Source organism: Streptomyces sp. WMMB 714, from assembly GCF_900090125.1.
Classification (GTDB): Bacteria; Actinomycetota; Actinomycetes; order Streptomycetales; family Streptomycetaceae; genus Streptomyces; species Streptomyces daqingensis.
On record NZ_FMHJ01000005.1, the window covers coordinates 135228 to 147757 of the forward strand.

13 protein-coding genes and 1 riboswitch are annotated in these 12530 nt (G+C 71.1%); of the genes, 5 read left to right on the forward strand and 8 right to left on the reverse strand.

Features of this window, described 5'->3' with window-relative positions; translation table 11 throughout:
- Positions 1 to 8: 8 nt before the first annotated feature.
- On the reverse strand, positions 9 to 509 hold the full coding sequence (bfr, locus tag H181DRAFT_RS10745) for a bacterioferritin (protein WP_045864123.1): 501 nt from the start codon (positions 507 to 509) through the stop codon (positions 9 to 11).
- Positions 510 to 703: 194 nt separating this feature from the next.
- On the opposite strand from bfr, the gene H181DRAFT_RS10750 reads away from it, so the two are divergent.
- Positions 704 to 1327 (forward strand): sulfite oxidase-like oxidoreductase, encoded by a 624-nt coding sequence (locus H181DRAFT_RS10750; RefSeq protein ID WP_045864124.1) that lies wholly within the window; start codon positions 704 to 706, stop codon positions 1325 to 1327.
- A gap of 81 nt (positions 1328 to 1408) precedes the next feature.
- Here the strand turns inward: H181DRAFT_RS10750 and H181DRAFT_RS10755 are convergent, their stop codons facing one another.
- The 7 genes from H181DRAFT_RS10755 to thiO all read right to left on the reverse strand — a co-directional run bounded on the left by H181DRAFT_RS10755 (position 1409) and on the right by thiO (position 8525).
- A complete protein-coding gene (locus H181DRAFT_RS10755; RefSeq protein ID WP_045864125.1) occupies positions 1409 to 1861 on the reverse strand; it encodes a DUF4396 domain-containing protein in 453 nt (150 codons plus the stop codon).
- Positions 1858 to 2730 (reverse strand): deoxyribonuclease IV, encoded by an 873-nt coding sequence (locus H181DRAFT_RS10760; RefSeq protein WP_045864126.1) that lies wholly within the window; start codon positions 2728 to 2730, stop codon positions 1858 to 1860. Before H181DRAFT_RS10760 ends, H181DRAFT_RS10755 begins: the two co-directional genes overlap by 4 nt.
- A gap of 4 nt (positions 2731 to 2734) precedes the next feature.
- A complete protein-coding gene (locus H181DRAFT_RS10765; protein WP_045864127.1) occupies positions 2735 to 3499 on the reverse strand; it encodes a transglycosylase SLT domain-containing protein in 765 nt (254 codons plus the stop codon).
- A 425-nt stretch (positions 3500 to 3924) separates the two neighbouring features.
- Positions 3925 to 5886 carry a Stk1 family PASTA domain-containing Ser/Thr kinase gene (pknB, locus tag H181DRAFT_RS10770; RefSeq protein WP_045864128.1) on the reverse strand — a complete coding sequence of 654 codons (1962 nt, stop codon included), beginning with the start codon at positions 5884 to 5886 and terminating at the stop codon, positions 3925 to 3927.
- Between the two features lie 237 nt (positions 5887 to 6123).
- Positions 6124 to 6984, reverse strand: a complete 861-nt coding sequence (locus H181DRAFT_RS10775) for a thiazole synthase (protein WP_074467804.1) — start codon at positions 6982 to 6984, stop codon at positions 6124 to 6126.
- 6 nt (positions 6985 to 6990) lie between these two features.
- Complete coding sequence (gene thiS / locus H181DRAFT_RS10780) at positions 6991 to 7221, reverse strand: sulfur carrier protein ThiS (protein WP_045864129.1); 231 nt, start codon at positions 7219 to 7221, stop codon at positions 6991 to 6993.
- Positions 7222 to 7235: 14 nt separating this feature from the next.
- Positions 7236 to 8525, reverse strand: coding sequence for a glycine oxidase ThiO (thiO, locus tag H181DRAFT_RS10785; RefSeq protein ID WP_078895652.1), 1290 nt, complete (start codon positions 8523 to 8525; stop codon positions 7236 to 7238).
- Positions 8523 to 8633, reverse strand: a riboswitch (TPP riboswitch). It overlaps the preceding gene by 3 nt.
- A 190-nt stretch (positions 8634 to 8823) precedes the next feature.
- Here thiO and H181DRAFT_RS10790 point away from each other — a divergent pair.
- The 4 genes from H181DRAFT_RS10790 (at position 8824) to metF (ending at position 12503) form a co-directional block, all read left to right on the forward strand.
- Entirely contained in the window at positions 8824 to 10008 is a 1185-nt protein-coding gene (locus H181DRAFT_RS10790) for an NAD(P)/FAD-dependent oxidoreductase (protein ID WP_045864388.1), read from the forward strand.
- Between the two features lie 68 nt (positions 10009 to 10076).
- The gene (locus tag H181DRAFT_RS10795; protein ID WP_045864131.1) at positions 10077 to 10442 is read left to right on the forward strand and encodes an Rv2175c family DNA-binding protein; all 366 of its coding nucleotides are present in this window, start codon (positions 10077 to 10079) and stop codon (positions 10440 to 10442) included.
- 244 nt (positions 10443 to 10686) lie between these two features.
- A complete protein-coding gene (gene thiE, locus H181DRAFT_RS10800; protein ID WP_045864132.1) occupies positions 10687 to 11373 on the forward strand; it encodes a thiamine phosphate synthase in 687 nt (228 codons plus the stop codon).
- A gap of 212 nt (positions 11374 to 11585) precedes the next feature.
- The gene (gene metF / locus H181DRAFT_RS10805; protein ID WP_074467806.1) at positions 11586 to 12503 is read left to right on the forward strand and encodes a methylenetetrahydrofolate reductase [NAD(P)H]; all 918 of its coding nucleotides are present in this window, start codon (positions 11586 to 11588) and stop codon (positions 12501 to 12503) included.
- Positions 12504 to 12530 lie beyond the last annotated feature (27 nt).

Genomic DNA, 12530 nt, shown 5'->3' on the forward strand with positions numbered 1-12530 from the left:
TGCCCGCCTCAGCCTGCCGAGGAGCCTTCCGAAGGCGCCTCCTGCTCGATGAGCTGCGCGATGTAGAGCGGCTCGCCCAGCTTCTCGATCAGCGCGAGCTGCGTGTCCAGGTAGTCGATGTGGTGCTCCTCGTCGGCGAGGATCTCCTCGAAGATGTTCGCGGAGGTGATGTCGCCCTTGGCGCGCATGACTTCGACGCCGCGCCTCAGCCGGTCGATGGCCTCCACCTCGATCTGCCGGTCGGCTGTGAACATCTCGGTGATCGTCTGCCCGACGTTGACATGGAAGAGCCGTTGGTAGTTGGGCAGCCCGTCGAGGAACAGGATCCGGTCCGTGAGGCGCTCGGCGTGACGCATCTCGTCGAAGGACTCGGCCCTGGTGTACCGCGCGAGCTTCGTCCAGCCGTTGTGCTCCTGCATCTTGGCGTGCAGGAAGTACTGGTTGATGGCTGTGAGCTCGGCGGTCAGCTGCTCGTTGAGGAATTCGATGACCTCGGGATCGCCCTGCATAGCTGCGGGCTCCTTCCAGGGATCGGAAAGATCACGGACATGCGCGCGCCTGCGCATCCTCGCACCGTGCGGCGGACTGGTCCAGTAAGAGTAGGCTTACCGAATTCGCCCGAATTGGCATGCGGAAGCGCATCGAACACCGCGCGGGCGGGGTGCGGGAAAGCGGCTGCGGCAGGGTCTGTCACCATGGGGAGATGGGCGAGCCGGAGAGTCGTGAGGGGGAGCGGCAACCGCTTCCGCCGGGTCAGCGCCTCCAGCGCGGCTGGCCGGTCACGCACTACGGCCCCGTGCCGAAGTTCAGGCCCGAGAAGTGGGACTTCCGGGTCTTCGGAGCGACGGCGGACGGCGAGAAGCACTCCTGGGACCACGAGCAGTTGTCGGCGCTGCCGTACGAGACCGTGGTCGCCGACCTGCACTGCGTGACCAAGTTCAGCATGACCGGCGTCGAGTGGGGCGGTGTCCTCGCCCGCGAGGTCCTGGAACTGGCGCCGCCCGCGGAGGACGTCACCCACGTCATGGTCTGGGCGGAGTACGGCTTCAGCTCGAACCTGCGCCTGGCGGACTTCGAGGCGCGCACCACGCTCTTCGCCACGCACCGCGCGGGCGAACTCCTCACCGCCGAACACGGGTTCCCGCTCCGGCTCGTGGTCCCGCAGCTCTACGCCTGGAAGGGCCCCAAGTGGGTGCGCGGCGTGGAGTACATGACCACCGACCGCCGCGGCTTCTGGGAGGAGCGCGGCTACCACAACATCGGCGACCCCTGGCGGGAGCAGCGGTACTCCTACCAGGAGGAACCCGGCGACGGCCCCGAGCTGTAGGCGCCCGGGCCCGCCCTCCGGGGAGCGGCACCCGGGTGCGGGTGCCCGGCCGGCGCGGACCGGCGGCCGGGCACAGGGCTCTCAGTGGTAGGCGTGGACCACCGCGTGGCCCCTGCCCCGCCCGATCAGCCAGCGGTTCACGGGTGTCGTGACGGCGAAGGCCACCGCGAAGGACGCCGCGAGGGACGCCCAGAAGAGCCCGTCCGCCAAGTGGGCGTCCAGCGCCCCGGGGACGAGCGCGAGGACCGTGTTGTCGGTGACCTCCATGACCACGATCGACACGGTGTCCGCGGCCAGGGCCACCTTGACGGCGGCCCGCAGCCCGAGTCCCGCACGCAGCACCGCGAAGACGGTGAGGCTGTAGCCGAAGACGAAGGCGAGAGCGATGGCCGTCGCCATGGTCGGCACGTCGTGCCAGCGCAGCGCGGTGCCGATGGCCATGCCGGCGACCTCGCCGGCCGCGCACCCGGTGAGGCAGTGCAGCGTCGCCCGTGCCGCCGTCCCCCAGGGGGCCGGAGTGTGCTCCCGCGTCATCCTCGGCCCTCCCGCAGTTCCTTCAGCCGCGCCACATCCGCCGCATGGCCCTCCTTGCGGCCGGGGGTCTCGATGACGAGAGGCACGCCCTCGGTGGCCGGGTGGGCCATCAGCTCGGCGAACGCCTCCGTGCCGATGTGGCCCGCGCCGATGTTCGCGTGCCGGTCCTTGTGCGCGCCCGCGACGTCCTTGGAGTCGTTCGCGTGGATGAGCTTGAGACGCCCGGGGCCCGTCACGGCCTCCAGCTCGTCGAGCGTCCGCTTCACCCCGCCGGGAGCGGCCAGATCGTGGCCGGCGGCGAAGACGTGGCACGTGTCGAGGCAGACACCGAGCCGCGGATGGCGGCCGAGGGCCTCGAAGTACGGTTCCAGCTCGCCGACTTGGGAGCAGAGGGAGAATCCCTGTCCCGCGGTCGGTTCGAGCAGCAGCCACGGATCGTCGTCCGTCAGGTCGTCGAGCACCGGCCGGAGAAGCAACTTCACCTGGGCGAGGGCGGTTTCGCGGGACCGGCCGCCGGTGGCCGCGCCCGTGTGCACCACGACGCCCCGCGCTCCGATTTCCCGGCCGCGGCGCAGTGAATGGCGAAGGGAGGAAACGGAGTTGTCCGCGGTCGCCTGGGTGTGCGAGCCGAAATTGATGAGATAGGGCGCGTGGACGTATGCGGGGATCCCGCGGTCGGCGCACGCGTCGCGGAATTTCTCGTCCTGTTCTGGCTTTCCGGAAGTCGTCGCCCAGCCGCGCGGGTTGGCCACGAATACCTGAACCGCTTCCGCGCCGATGTCGTCTGCATAGGAAATGCCAGAGGCGGCCAGCCCCCCTGCTACGGGGACGTGGCCGCCAATGGGATTGCGCTGTCGCTTGTCCGTCACACCCTCAGTATGCCGAGTTGACGTTGTCCATCGAACCGTAGCGGTCGGCCGCGTAGTTGCAGGCGGCCACGATGTTCGCCACCGGGTCGGTCATGTCGGTGGAGGTGCCCTCGACGTGGTAGGCGTCGAAGGTCGGCTTGATGGTCTGCAGCAGACCCTTCGACGGGGTGCCGTTCTGCGCGTTGATGTCCCAGTTGTTGACGGCGTTGGGGTTGCCGCCGGACTCGCGGATGATGTTCCGCTTGATGCCTTCGTAGGAGCCGGGGATGTTGTGCTTCTTCATGATGGCCATGGCCTCGCGGATCCACCCGTCCAGGTTGTTCGGGTAGGTCGGCTTGGCGGCGGCCCGCTTGGCGGCACGTGAGGCCTTGGCCTTCGCCTCGGCCTTGCGCTCCTTCTCCGCCTTCTCGGCGGCGGCGATCTTCTTGTCGGCCTGCTCCTTGACGGCGGCGGCGCGCTCGGAGGCCACGGCCTTCTGCTTGGCCACGCCCTCCTTCTGGGCCGCGACGACGTCGCCCGAGCGCTGGACGTCGGAGTCCAGGGTGCCCTGCTTGGCGGCCTTCAGCTCGGCCCTGTCCCGGGGCGAGTCGGGACTGGATGAATTCTGCGAGGCCGTGACCTTCTTGGCGGCCGACTGGGACTTGTCGCCTGCGTCCGCCGAGCCGGGAATGACGGTGAACGCGAGAGCTGCCGCACCGGCGGCCGATATACCTGCGGCGGAGATACGCGTGAACTTGGGGTTGCGGACGTAGCCGAGAATGCTGGGCATTGTGAGCGAACCTTTCAACATTGCGTGCGTCGCAGAGGCCGGGAAAGGCGGTGTACGCCGGGTTCGGGACCCCGGCGTATGCGACCGAAGGCAATTCTTAGAGGTTCGTAAAAGACAACACAAAGGTGTGACGTACTATCCCGGCTCGTTATCACCGGACGAGTTCCGGGCGGGGAAGGAGCTCATTTCCCGTGCTTCGCGCGCGAGATGGGGCGCTCCGGAGGCACTAAAGGACCTCGTACGTGATCCGGGCCGTATGTCCGGTGTCACATGCGGAGAGGGGTTTTCCCGGCTCCCGGACGGGAACCGGCCGCTGCTCCCGGGGCCTGAACGGGGCGGGAAGCTGCTGCTCCGCGCCCGTTTCCGCGTCTCGCGCGTGCCTCCCCTGCGGGCTCGTACGTTCCGTTCCCCGCGTGGGGGCTCGGTCAGCGGAGCCAGAGGGTCACGCGGGAGCCGCGCGGAGCTTCCTCGCCGGCGTCGGGGGACTGGTTGAAGACCTTGTCGCCGATGAAGAGGCGGCGCACGGTGACGTCGAAGCCCGCCTCCCGCAGCTTCCGGCGGGCCTTGTCCTTGCCCAGCTCCTCCACGTCGGGGACCTCCACCAGGTCCTGGCCCTTGGAGATCGTGATCGTGACGGTGTCGCCCTCGGCCGCCTCGCTGCCCTCGGACGGGGACTGGCGGGCGACCTCGCCCTCGTCCTCCTCGGAGAACACGCGCTTCTCGGCGACCCGTACCTTCAGCCCCTCTTCCTCGAGGTCCTCGCGGGCGCTGTCCTCGTCGTCCCCCACCACGTCCGGCACGTCGACCGGGGTGCCGTTGGAGACGGTCAGCGCCACGGGGCTGCCGGGGCGCAGTTCGGAGCCGCTGCCGGGCCGGGTGCCGACGACGGCCCCCTGCGCGGTGTCCTCGCTGAACTCGCGCTTCACCACGCCGGGCTCCAGGCCCGCCCGCTTGAGCTTGCTCTTCGCCTCGGCCAGCGGCGTACCGGCCAGGTCGGGGACCTTCACGATCTCCGGGCCGCGCGAGACGACGAGCGTGACGGTTCCCGTCCTGCGGATGCGGGAGCCCGGATCCGGGTTGGTGTCGATGACGTGCCCGCGGTCGACGCGCTCGCTGTAGTCGCGGCTGATCCTGACGTCGAGCCCGGAGCCGTCCATGACCTTCCGGGCCTCGGCCTCGGTCTTGTCCAGCACGGCGGGAGTGCGGGTGAACTGGCCGGAGTTGATGTACCAGACGCCCGTTCCCACCAGCATCAGCAGCACCACGGCGAGCGTCACGAGGAAGACCCGCCCTCCGGCGCGCCGTCCGCCGGGGCCGCCCTGGTGTGCGTGGGGCGGGTCGTCCGGCGGGGGAGCGGCGAAGCGGGCGGTGCGGTTGAGGTCGTCGTCGTTGCCGTGGCTGTAGGAGCCGTACCGGTCCGCGGGGCGGGGGAGCACGCTCGTACGCTCCTCCGGCCCGGCGTGGCCCGTCCCGACGCCCGTGGCCTGCGGGGGGACGGCGTCCAGCTCGGCGTCCGTGAGCAGCGCCCGCATGGCGCGGGTCTCGGAGAGCATCGCGCCCGCGTCGTACGGGCGGCTGTCGGGGTCGCGCCCGGTGGCCCGTGCGACCAGGGCGTCCAGACCCGGGGCCAGTCCCGGTACGGACGCCGAGGGGACGGGCATCGCTTCCTGCAGGTGCTGGTAGAGCACCTGGGCGGGCGTTCCTCCCGCGTGCGGTTTCGCTCCCGTGAGCATCTCGTAGAGCATCACGCCGCACGCGTAGAGGTCGGTACGGGTGTCGGCCGTGCCCTGCTCGATCTGCTCGGGGGCGAGGTAGGAGACGGTGCCGAGGATGGAGTCCGACCCGACGGACGTCTGACTGTCGACTGCCCGCACGAGACCGAAGTCGGCGACCTTCACGCGGCCGTCGTCGCCGATCAGCACGTTCTCCGGCTTCATGTCGCGGTGGACCATGCCGGCGTGGTGGGCGGCGCCGAGAGCCGCCAGCATCGGTTCGAGGATGTCGAGGGCGACGCGCGGCTGCAGTGCGCCGCGCTCGCGCAGTACGTCGCGGAGCGTGCAGCCCGACACGTACTCCATGGCCAGGTAGACGTACGTGCCGTCCGTGCCCTGGTCGTAGACGCCGACGACGTTGGGGTGCGCGAGGCGGGCCACGGTCTTGGCCTCGCGGATGAAGCGGTCCACGAAGGAGGCGTCGGCAGCGAGCGAGGGGTGCATGACCTTCAGGGCCAGCTCGCGGTCGAGCCGCAGGTCCACGGCGCGGTAGACCGTGGCCATGCCCCCGACGGCGACGCGTGACTCGACGCGGTAGCGGCCGTCGAGCACCTGGCCGACCGGCGGTGTCTCCCCGGCCGCTCCGGAGGAGTGGTCCTGAAGGCTCGTATCCATCGCGGACGAGTCTACGAGTCGTGCACCGGACGAAAATCCGTGGAGGGCCGCGGAACGGGCAATGAAGCCGAACGGTGACACGAATAGTCCGTATTGCCCTTTTTGGGTTTTAGATACGGAAAGTGTGTCCCGAATCCCGCATGGAATTCCGTGTCCTCCCGCACGGCGGGGACTCCCGGGCGCCCGTGCCCCTCTTCCCCGGGTCTTCCCCGGGCCTTCCCCAGGTCTGCCCGGGTCTCAGCCGCCGAAGGCGGGCCGCTCCGGGTCGAAGGCGGCGACGCCCTCCGTGGGTGAGGACGCTTCGGCGTAGTGGCGGCGCGGGATCCGTCCGGCCCGCCGGGCCAGCCGGCCGGCTGCCACCGCGTGCCTCATGGCCTCGGCCATCACCACGGGCTCCTGCGCCCGCGTCACCGCCGAGGCCAGCATCACCGCCGCGCAGCCGAGCTCCATGGCGAAGGCGACGTCCGACGCCGTTCCGGCACCCGCGTCGAGGACGACGGGGACAGTGGCACGCTCCGCGATCAGCTGGAAGTTGTGCGGATTGCGGATGCCGAGCCCCGACCCGATCGGCGATCCCAGCGGCATGACCGCCGCGCAGCCGGCGTCCTCCAGCTTCCGGGCCAGCACGGGGTCGTCGTTGGTGTACGGAAGCACGGTGAAACCGTCGTCCACCAACGTCTCGGCGGCGTCCAGGAGTTCGACGGGGTCGGGCAGCAGGGTGCGCTCGTCGGCGATCACTTCGAGCTTGACCCAGTCGGTGCCGAGCGCCTCACGGGCGAGCCGGGCCGTGAGGACCGCGTCCCCGGCCGTGTAGCAGCCCGCGGTGTTCGGCAGCACCTGGATGCCGTGCCTCTGCAGGACGGACAGGACGGAGCCCTGGACCCCCGGGTCGAGGCGGCGCATCGCGACCGTCGTCAGCTCGGTGCCCGACGCCAGCAGGGACTGCTCCATCACGTCGAGGCTGGGCGCGCCGCCCGTCCCCATGATCAGCCGGGAGGTGAACGAGCGGCCGCCTATGACGAGCGGGTCCCCGGCGGGGGGTGCGGCGGGCGCGGGGGCGGCCGGCGCGGCCTGGGTGAAGGAAGCGGTGTCTGTCATGGCGGGTCAGCCTCCCTGGACGGCTGTCAGTACTTCTACGCGGTCGCCCTGTACGAGCTCCCGGACGGGCCACTCTCCTCGCGGCACGACGGCCTCGTTCACGGCGGCGGCGACTCCGGAGGGCGCCGCCGTGAACGAGGCGACCAGCTCGCCGAGGGTGCAACCGCGGGCGACGTCGCGGGACGCGCCGTTCACCGACACGGTCACGGTCGCCGAGGGGGACGCGGAGGTCGTCATGGTGGTAGCTCCTGTCACGTGCTGCTGGTGGGCGCGGGCACGGAACCCGGTGTGTGGTCCGGTTGCTCCCGGGTGAACCTCGTGGGACTGAACGGCCGTACCAGCTCGGGAAGTTCGCCCGTGGCGAGCAACTCGCCCATGGCGTCGCCCGTGACCGGCGTGAGCAGGACGCCGTTGCGGTAGTGGCCGGCCGCCAGATGGAGGCCCGGCAGTGCGGTGGGCCCCAGCAGCGGCGCGTTGTCGGGCGACGCGGGCCGCAGCCCGGCACAGGTCTCCTCCAGCGGCAGCTCGGTCAGGCCGGGGACGAGCTCGTGGGCGTCGCGCAGCAGCTCGTACACGCCGCCCGCCGTGACGGTCGTGTCCCAGCCCATCTCCTCGCTCGTCGCACCGATCACCAGCTCGCCGGTGGCGCGGGGCACCAGGTAGACGTGGCCGCCGCGTACGACAGCGCGAACGGTGCGCGAGAGGAACGGGCCGTGACCGGACGGCGGCATGCGCAGCCGCACCACCTGCCCCTTGACGGGCCGCACCGGCGGAACGACGTCCGGCGGCATCCCCTCCAGCCGCGCCGCGTACGAACCGAGCGAGAGCACTGTCTGCGCGGCCCGCACCACAGTGCCGTCCTCCAGCACCACGCCGGTCGCCCGGTCGCGCTCGACGGACAGGTGCGCGGCGGACGCGCGGACGAAGCGCACCCCCGACCGCTCGCACGCTGTCAGCAGCGCGGCAGCCAGCCGCCGCGGGTCCACCTGGTGGTCGCCGTCCACGCGCAGCCCGCCCCGCACCGACGGAGCGAGCATCGGCTCCAGCCGGCGGCACTCCCTGCCGGAGAGCCACTGCGACTCCAGCCCGCACCGCTGCTGCAGCGCGTGCAGTTCCCGCAGGGCGGCGCGGTCGTCGGCGTCGAAGGCGGCGGCCAGGGTGCCGCAGGCGCGGTACCCGGTCTCCTCCCCGCTCGCCTCCTCGAGTTCCGCGGTGAAGTCCGGATAGCGCGCGGCCGAGGCGAGATTGAGGCCGAGCAGCGCCTCCTCGCCGTAATGCAGCTCGGTGACCGCGGCGAGCATGCCCGCCGCCACACGCGCGGCGCCGCCGCCCGGTGCGGGGTCCACGACAGCGACCGCCAGGCCGCGCTGAGCCGCTCGCCAGGCGGTGACGAGTCCGATGAGACCGCCGCCGGCGACCACCACGTCGGGACGTCCACCAGGGTGCGCCTCGCCACGGACAGTGGATCGGGCCTCTGGGCGTGCGACGGCGCCGGAGTCACGCGGGGAACCGGCGGTCTGCGGTGTGCTGCTGGGGCGCATGGAAACGCTGTGTCTCCCTTCGCCGGAATGACCCGGATCAGGTTCGTACGGTCGGAGGCCGCCCGCCTCCCTCTCAGCCCGGTGCGCCGGACTCCCGCGTATGTCGTCTCTGTTCGGCCGCCTCCTGCTCGTCGCGCAGGAGGCACCTCCGCCAGCGTACTGCGCCGTCCCGCAACTGTGGGCTGCCCCGTGCGGACAGACGCCCGGTGGCCGTCTCTCCGGGTGCGCGCAGCGGAATAGAGTTGGCCGTGTGAGCGACAGTCGGAGCAGCCAGCGGGTCGTCATCGTCGGTGCGGGAATGGCGGGAGCGCAGACGGCCGTCCAACTGCGCGAGCGTGGATGGCCCGGCGCGATCAGGCTGATCGGCGACGAGTCGCATCCGCCGTACGACAGGCCGCCGTTGTCCAAGGCGGTGCTGCTGGGCAAGGCGGAGGGCTCGTCCTTCGGCATCGACTTCGGCGCGCTCGACGTCGAACTGGAACTCGGGCGCGGTGTGACCGGCCTGCGCACGTCCGAGCAGCTGGTGGAGACGGGCTCCGGCGAGGTGCCCTACGACCAGCTCGTCATCGCCACCGGCGCCGCACCGCGCACACTGCCCGGCAGCGATGGCGTCGAGGGCGTTCATCTGCTGCGCACCCTGGACGACGCCGCCCGGCTCCGGCCCGTGCTTGCCGCACGGGGCACCGTCCTGGTCGTGGGAGCCGGCTGGATCGGCGCCGAGTTCGCCACCGCCGCACGGGAAGCCGGCTGCGCCGTCACCGTCGTGGAAGCCGCAGGGCAGCCGCTGCCCGGCGCACTGCCCGCGGAGGTCGCGTCGCACATGCGCGACTGGTACGCGCAGAGCGGTGCGGAGCTGCGCACAGGCGTCGCCGTGCGGGCAGTCGAACCCGGTGCCGTGCAGCTCGCCGACGGTACGCGGCTGAACGCCGACGCCGTGCTGGTCGGCATCGGCTCACGGCCCGCCACCGGCTGGCTCACCGACTCCGCCGTCGAACTGGACGAGCGCGGCGCTGTCCGGGCGGACGAGTGGCTGCGGACCTCCGCCCCGCACGTCTACGCGGTCGGCGACTGCGCGTCCTTCCCCTCCGCCCGCTACGGCGAGCGGTTGCTCGTGCACCACTGGGACAACGCCCTGCAGGGGCCGCGCGTGGTTGCGGAGAACATCACGGCCGAACGCTTCGCGGACAGTGCGGCGGAGCGGTCCGTCTACGACCCCGTCCCCTACTTCTGGTCGGAGCAGTTCGGCAGGTTCGTGCAGTACGCCGGACACCATGCGGCGGAGGACGAGACCGTCTACCGCGGCGACCCGACGGAGGCCGCCTGGTCGGTCTGCTGGCTGCGTGAGGGATCTCTCACCGCACTGCTGGCAGTGGGCCGCCCGCGCGACCTCGCCCAGGGCAGAAAGATCATGGAACGCGGGCTGAAGGTCGACGAAAACGTGCTGGCCGACGCGGAAACGCCGCTGAAGAAAGCCGTCAAGTAGACGAAGAAGCCCGCGCAGTGGCCGCCGCACAGTAGTGACTGTCACACCGGGATGGCACGCTGGAAGGCGTGACCGAGATTGATGCGAAAACCGATGCTCTCGTCCCCGCCTGGCTCACCCTCCCGGACGTCGCGGAGAAGCTGGACGTACCGGTGACCCGCGCCCGGCAGCTCGTCAAGGAAGGCCAGCTGATCGCCGTCCGCCGAGGAGAGGGGAGAACCCTCCAGGTCCCCGCCGACTTCATCGGCGCGGGCCGCATCGTGAAGGGCCTCGTCGGCACGATCACCCTCCTCAAGGACGACGGCTTCAGCGACGAGGAGATGCTGGAGTGGCTGTTCACGGAGGACGAGAGCCTGCCCGGCACCCCGGCGCAGGCCCTCCGTGAGAACCGCGGGACCGAGGTGAAGCGCCGCGCCCAGGCCCTCGCCGTGTGAACCGCCGCCGGACGGCCGTGTGACCGGGCGCCCGGGCAGCGGGCGCCCCGGCAGGCCGCGGTCCCGCCACCGCCCCGGGCCCGCGTAGCGCGACACAGCGCGGCGCACGGCAGTGCCCATGCGCTGCGGTACGTCCCGCGGCCCCGCGGCCGCACCCGTCCTCTCTCCCTCCGTCCGTCCGTCAACCGATCCACGGGCGTACGGGCCGGTGATCCGTCCGGCCCGTACGCCCCAGGGGTACGCCATGAGCACCGACGCCGACATACGCCAGCAGCTCGCCGACGCGCGGCTGTACCTGTGCACCGACGCCCGCAAGGAGCAGGACGACCTCCCGCAGTTCCTCGACGCGGTCCTGCGGGGCGGCGTCGATATCGTGCAGCTGCGGGACAAGTCGCTGGAGGCAGCGGAGGAGCTGGAGCACCTGGAGGTCTTCGCGGACGCCTGCCGCCGCCACGGCAAGCTGCTCGCCGTCAACGACCGCGCGGACGTGGCACACGCCGCCGGCGCGGCAGTGCTCCACCTCGGCCAGGGGGACCTCCCGGTACCGGCGGCACGGGCCCTCGTCGGCGACGACGTGCTGATCGGCCGCTCCACCCACGCCGAGTCCGAGGTCGACGCGGCGGTCAAGGAACCGGGCGTGGACTACTTCTGCACCGGCCCGTGCTGGCCGACGCCCACCAAACCGGGCCGTCCCGCCCCCGGGCTGCCGCTCGTGCGGTACACGGCCTCCCTCGCACCGGCGCGGCCCTGGTTCGCGATCGGGGGCATCGACGCTTCCAACCTCGACGAGGTACTCGATGCGGGCGCCAGGCGGGTCGTCGTCGTCCGGGTCCTCACGGGCGCCGAGGACCCGGAGGCCGCTGCCGCGGCGCTGTCCGTGCGGCTGCGCGAACGGGTCGAAGCGGACGGCCGGCGACCGTCCGGCGAATAGGGGCGACGGGCGCCGCCCGTCCGGGCCTCAGCGGGACGGGACGCCGGCGTCCGGGTGGTGAGCTGCGGCTTCTCCGCTCCCCGGTCGGAGTCGAGCCGCCCCGCCCCCGTACGTTCCGCTCCGCGGACATGTGGGCGCCGAGCAGGACGGAACAGGCGATTACGGCAGGCGACGGCGGGTTGCCCTCTAGCCAAGGCCGATAGCCTTCAAGCATGGCCATCGGTATCTCAGCTACCAGGACAGACCGTACGACCACGGTGCGTGACCTGCTCGCGACCGGACAGTGCTCCTACTCGTTCGAGTTCTTCGCCCCCAAGACGGAGAAGGGCGAACGCTCGCTGTGGAACGCGCTGCGCCGGATCGAGGCGGTCTCGCCGACCTTCGTCTCCGTGACCTACGGCGCGGGCGGTTCCTCCCGCGAGGGCACCGTCCGCAACACCGAGCGGATCGCCACCGAGACCACACTCACCCCCGTCGCCCACCTCACCGCCGTCAACCACTCGCGGTCGGAACTGCGCAACGTCATCGGCCAGTACGCGGACGCGGGCATCCGCAACGTGCTCGCCGTGCGGGGCGACCCTCCCGGGGACCCGATGGGGGACTGGGTCAAGCACCCGGAGGGGCTCACCTACGCGTCCGAGCTGGTGGAGCTGATCAAGGAGTCCGGCGACTTCTGCGTCGGCGTCGCCGCCTTCCCCGAGATGCACCCGCGGTCTGACGACTGGGACACCGACGTGCGACACTTCGTCAACAAGTGCCGCGCGGGGGCCGATTACGCGATCACGCAGATGTTCTTCCGCGCGGAGGACTACCTTCGGCTGCGCGACAGCGCGGTCGCGGCCGGTTGCGAGACTCCGATCATCCCGGAGATCATGCCGGTCACCAACGTGAAGCAGATCGAGCGGTTCGCTGAGCTGAGCAACGCGACCATCCCGACGGAGATGGCGGAGCGGCTCCGTTCGGTCGAGGACGACCCCGCGGCGGTACGCTCGGTCGGAATCGAGTGCGCGACGGAGTTGTGTGCGAGGCTGTTGGCCGAGGATGTCCCCGGACTTCACTTCATTACGCTCAACAACTCCACGGCAACCCTGGAAATCCATCAGAATCTTGGTCTCCACGAACGGTCCTAGTCGGAGCAGCCGGCCGAAGCAGTGAGA

What these genes read in the sequence shown, in the direction of transcription:
- H181DRAFT_RS10755 (WP_045864125.1), bottom strand. Translation starts at nt 1,861, where the DNA reads ATGACGCGGGAGCACACTCCGGCCCCCTGGGGGACGGCGGCACGGGCG.
- bfr (WP_045864123.1), bottom strand. Translation starts at nt 509, where the DNA reads ATGCAGGGCGATCCCGAGGTCATCGAATTCCTCAACGAGCAGCTGACC.
- H181DRAFT_RS10775 (WP_074467804.1), bottom strand. Translation starts at nt 6,984, where the DNA reads ATGACAGACACCGCTTCCTTCACCCAGGCCGCGCCGGCCGCCCCCGCG.
- thiS (WP_045864129.1), bottom strand. Translation starts at nt 7,221, where the DNA reads ATGACGACCTCCGCGTCCCCCTCGGCGACCGTGACCGTGTCGGTGAAC.
- H181DRAFT_RS10790 (WP_045864388.1), top strand. Translation starts at nt 8,824, where the DNA reads ATGGCGGGAGCGCAGACGGCCGTCCAACTGCGCGAGCGTGGATGGCCC.
- thiE (WP_045864132.1), top strand. Translation starts at nt 10,687, where the DNA reads ATGAGCACCGACGCCGACATACGCCAGCAGCTCGCCGACGCGCGGCTG.
- H181DRAFT_RS10765 (WP_045864127.1), bottom strand. Translation starts at nt 3,499, where the DNA reads ATGCCCAGCATTCTCGGCTACGTCCGCAACCCCAAGTTCACGCGTATC.
- metF (WP_074467806.1), top strand. Translation starts at nt 11,586, where the DNA reads ATGGCCATCGGTATCTCAGCTACCAGGACAGACCGTACGACCACGGTG.
- H181DRAFT_RS10750 (WP_045864124.1), top strand. Translation starts at nt 704, where the DNA reads ATGGGCGAGCCGGAGAGTCGTGAGGGGGAGCGGCAACCGCTTCCGCCG.
- pknB (WP_045864128.1), bottom strand. Translation starts at nt 5,886, where the DNA reads ATGGATACGAGCCTTCAGGACCACTCCTCCGGAGCGGCCGGGGAGACA.
- thiO (WP_078895652.1), bottom strand. Translation starts at nt 8,525, where the DNA reads ATGCGCCCCAGCAGCACACCGCAGACCGCCGGTTCCCCGCGTGACTCC.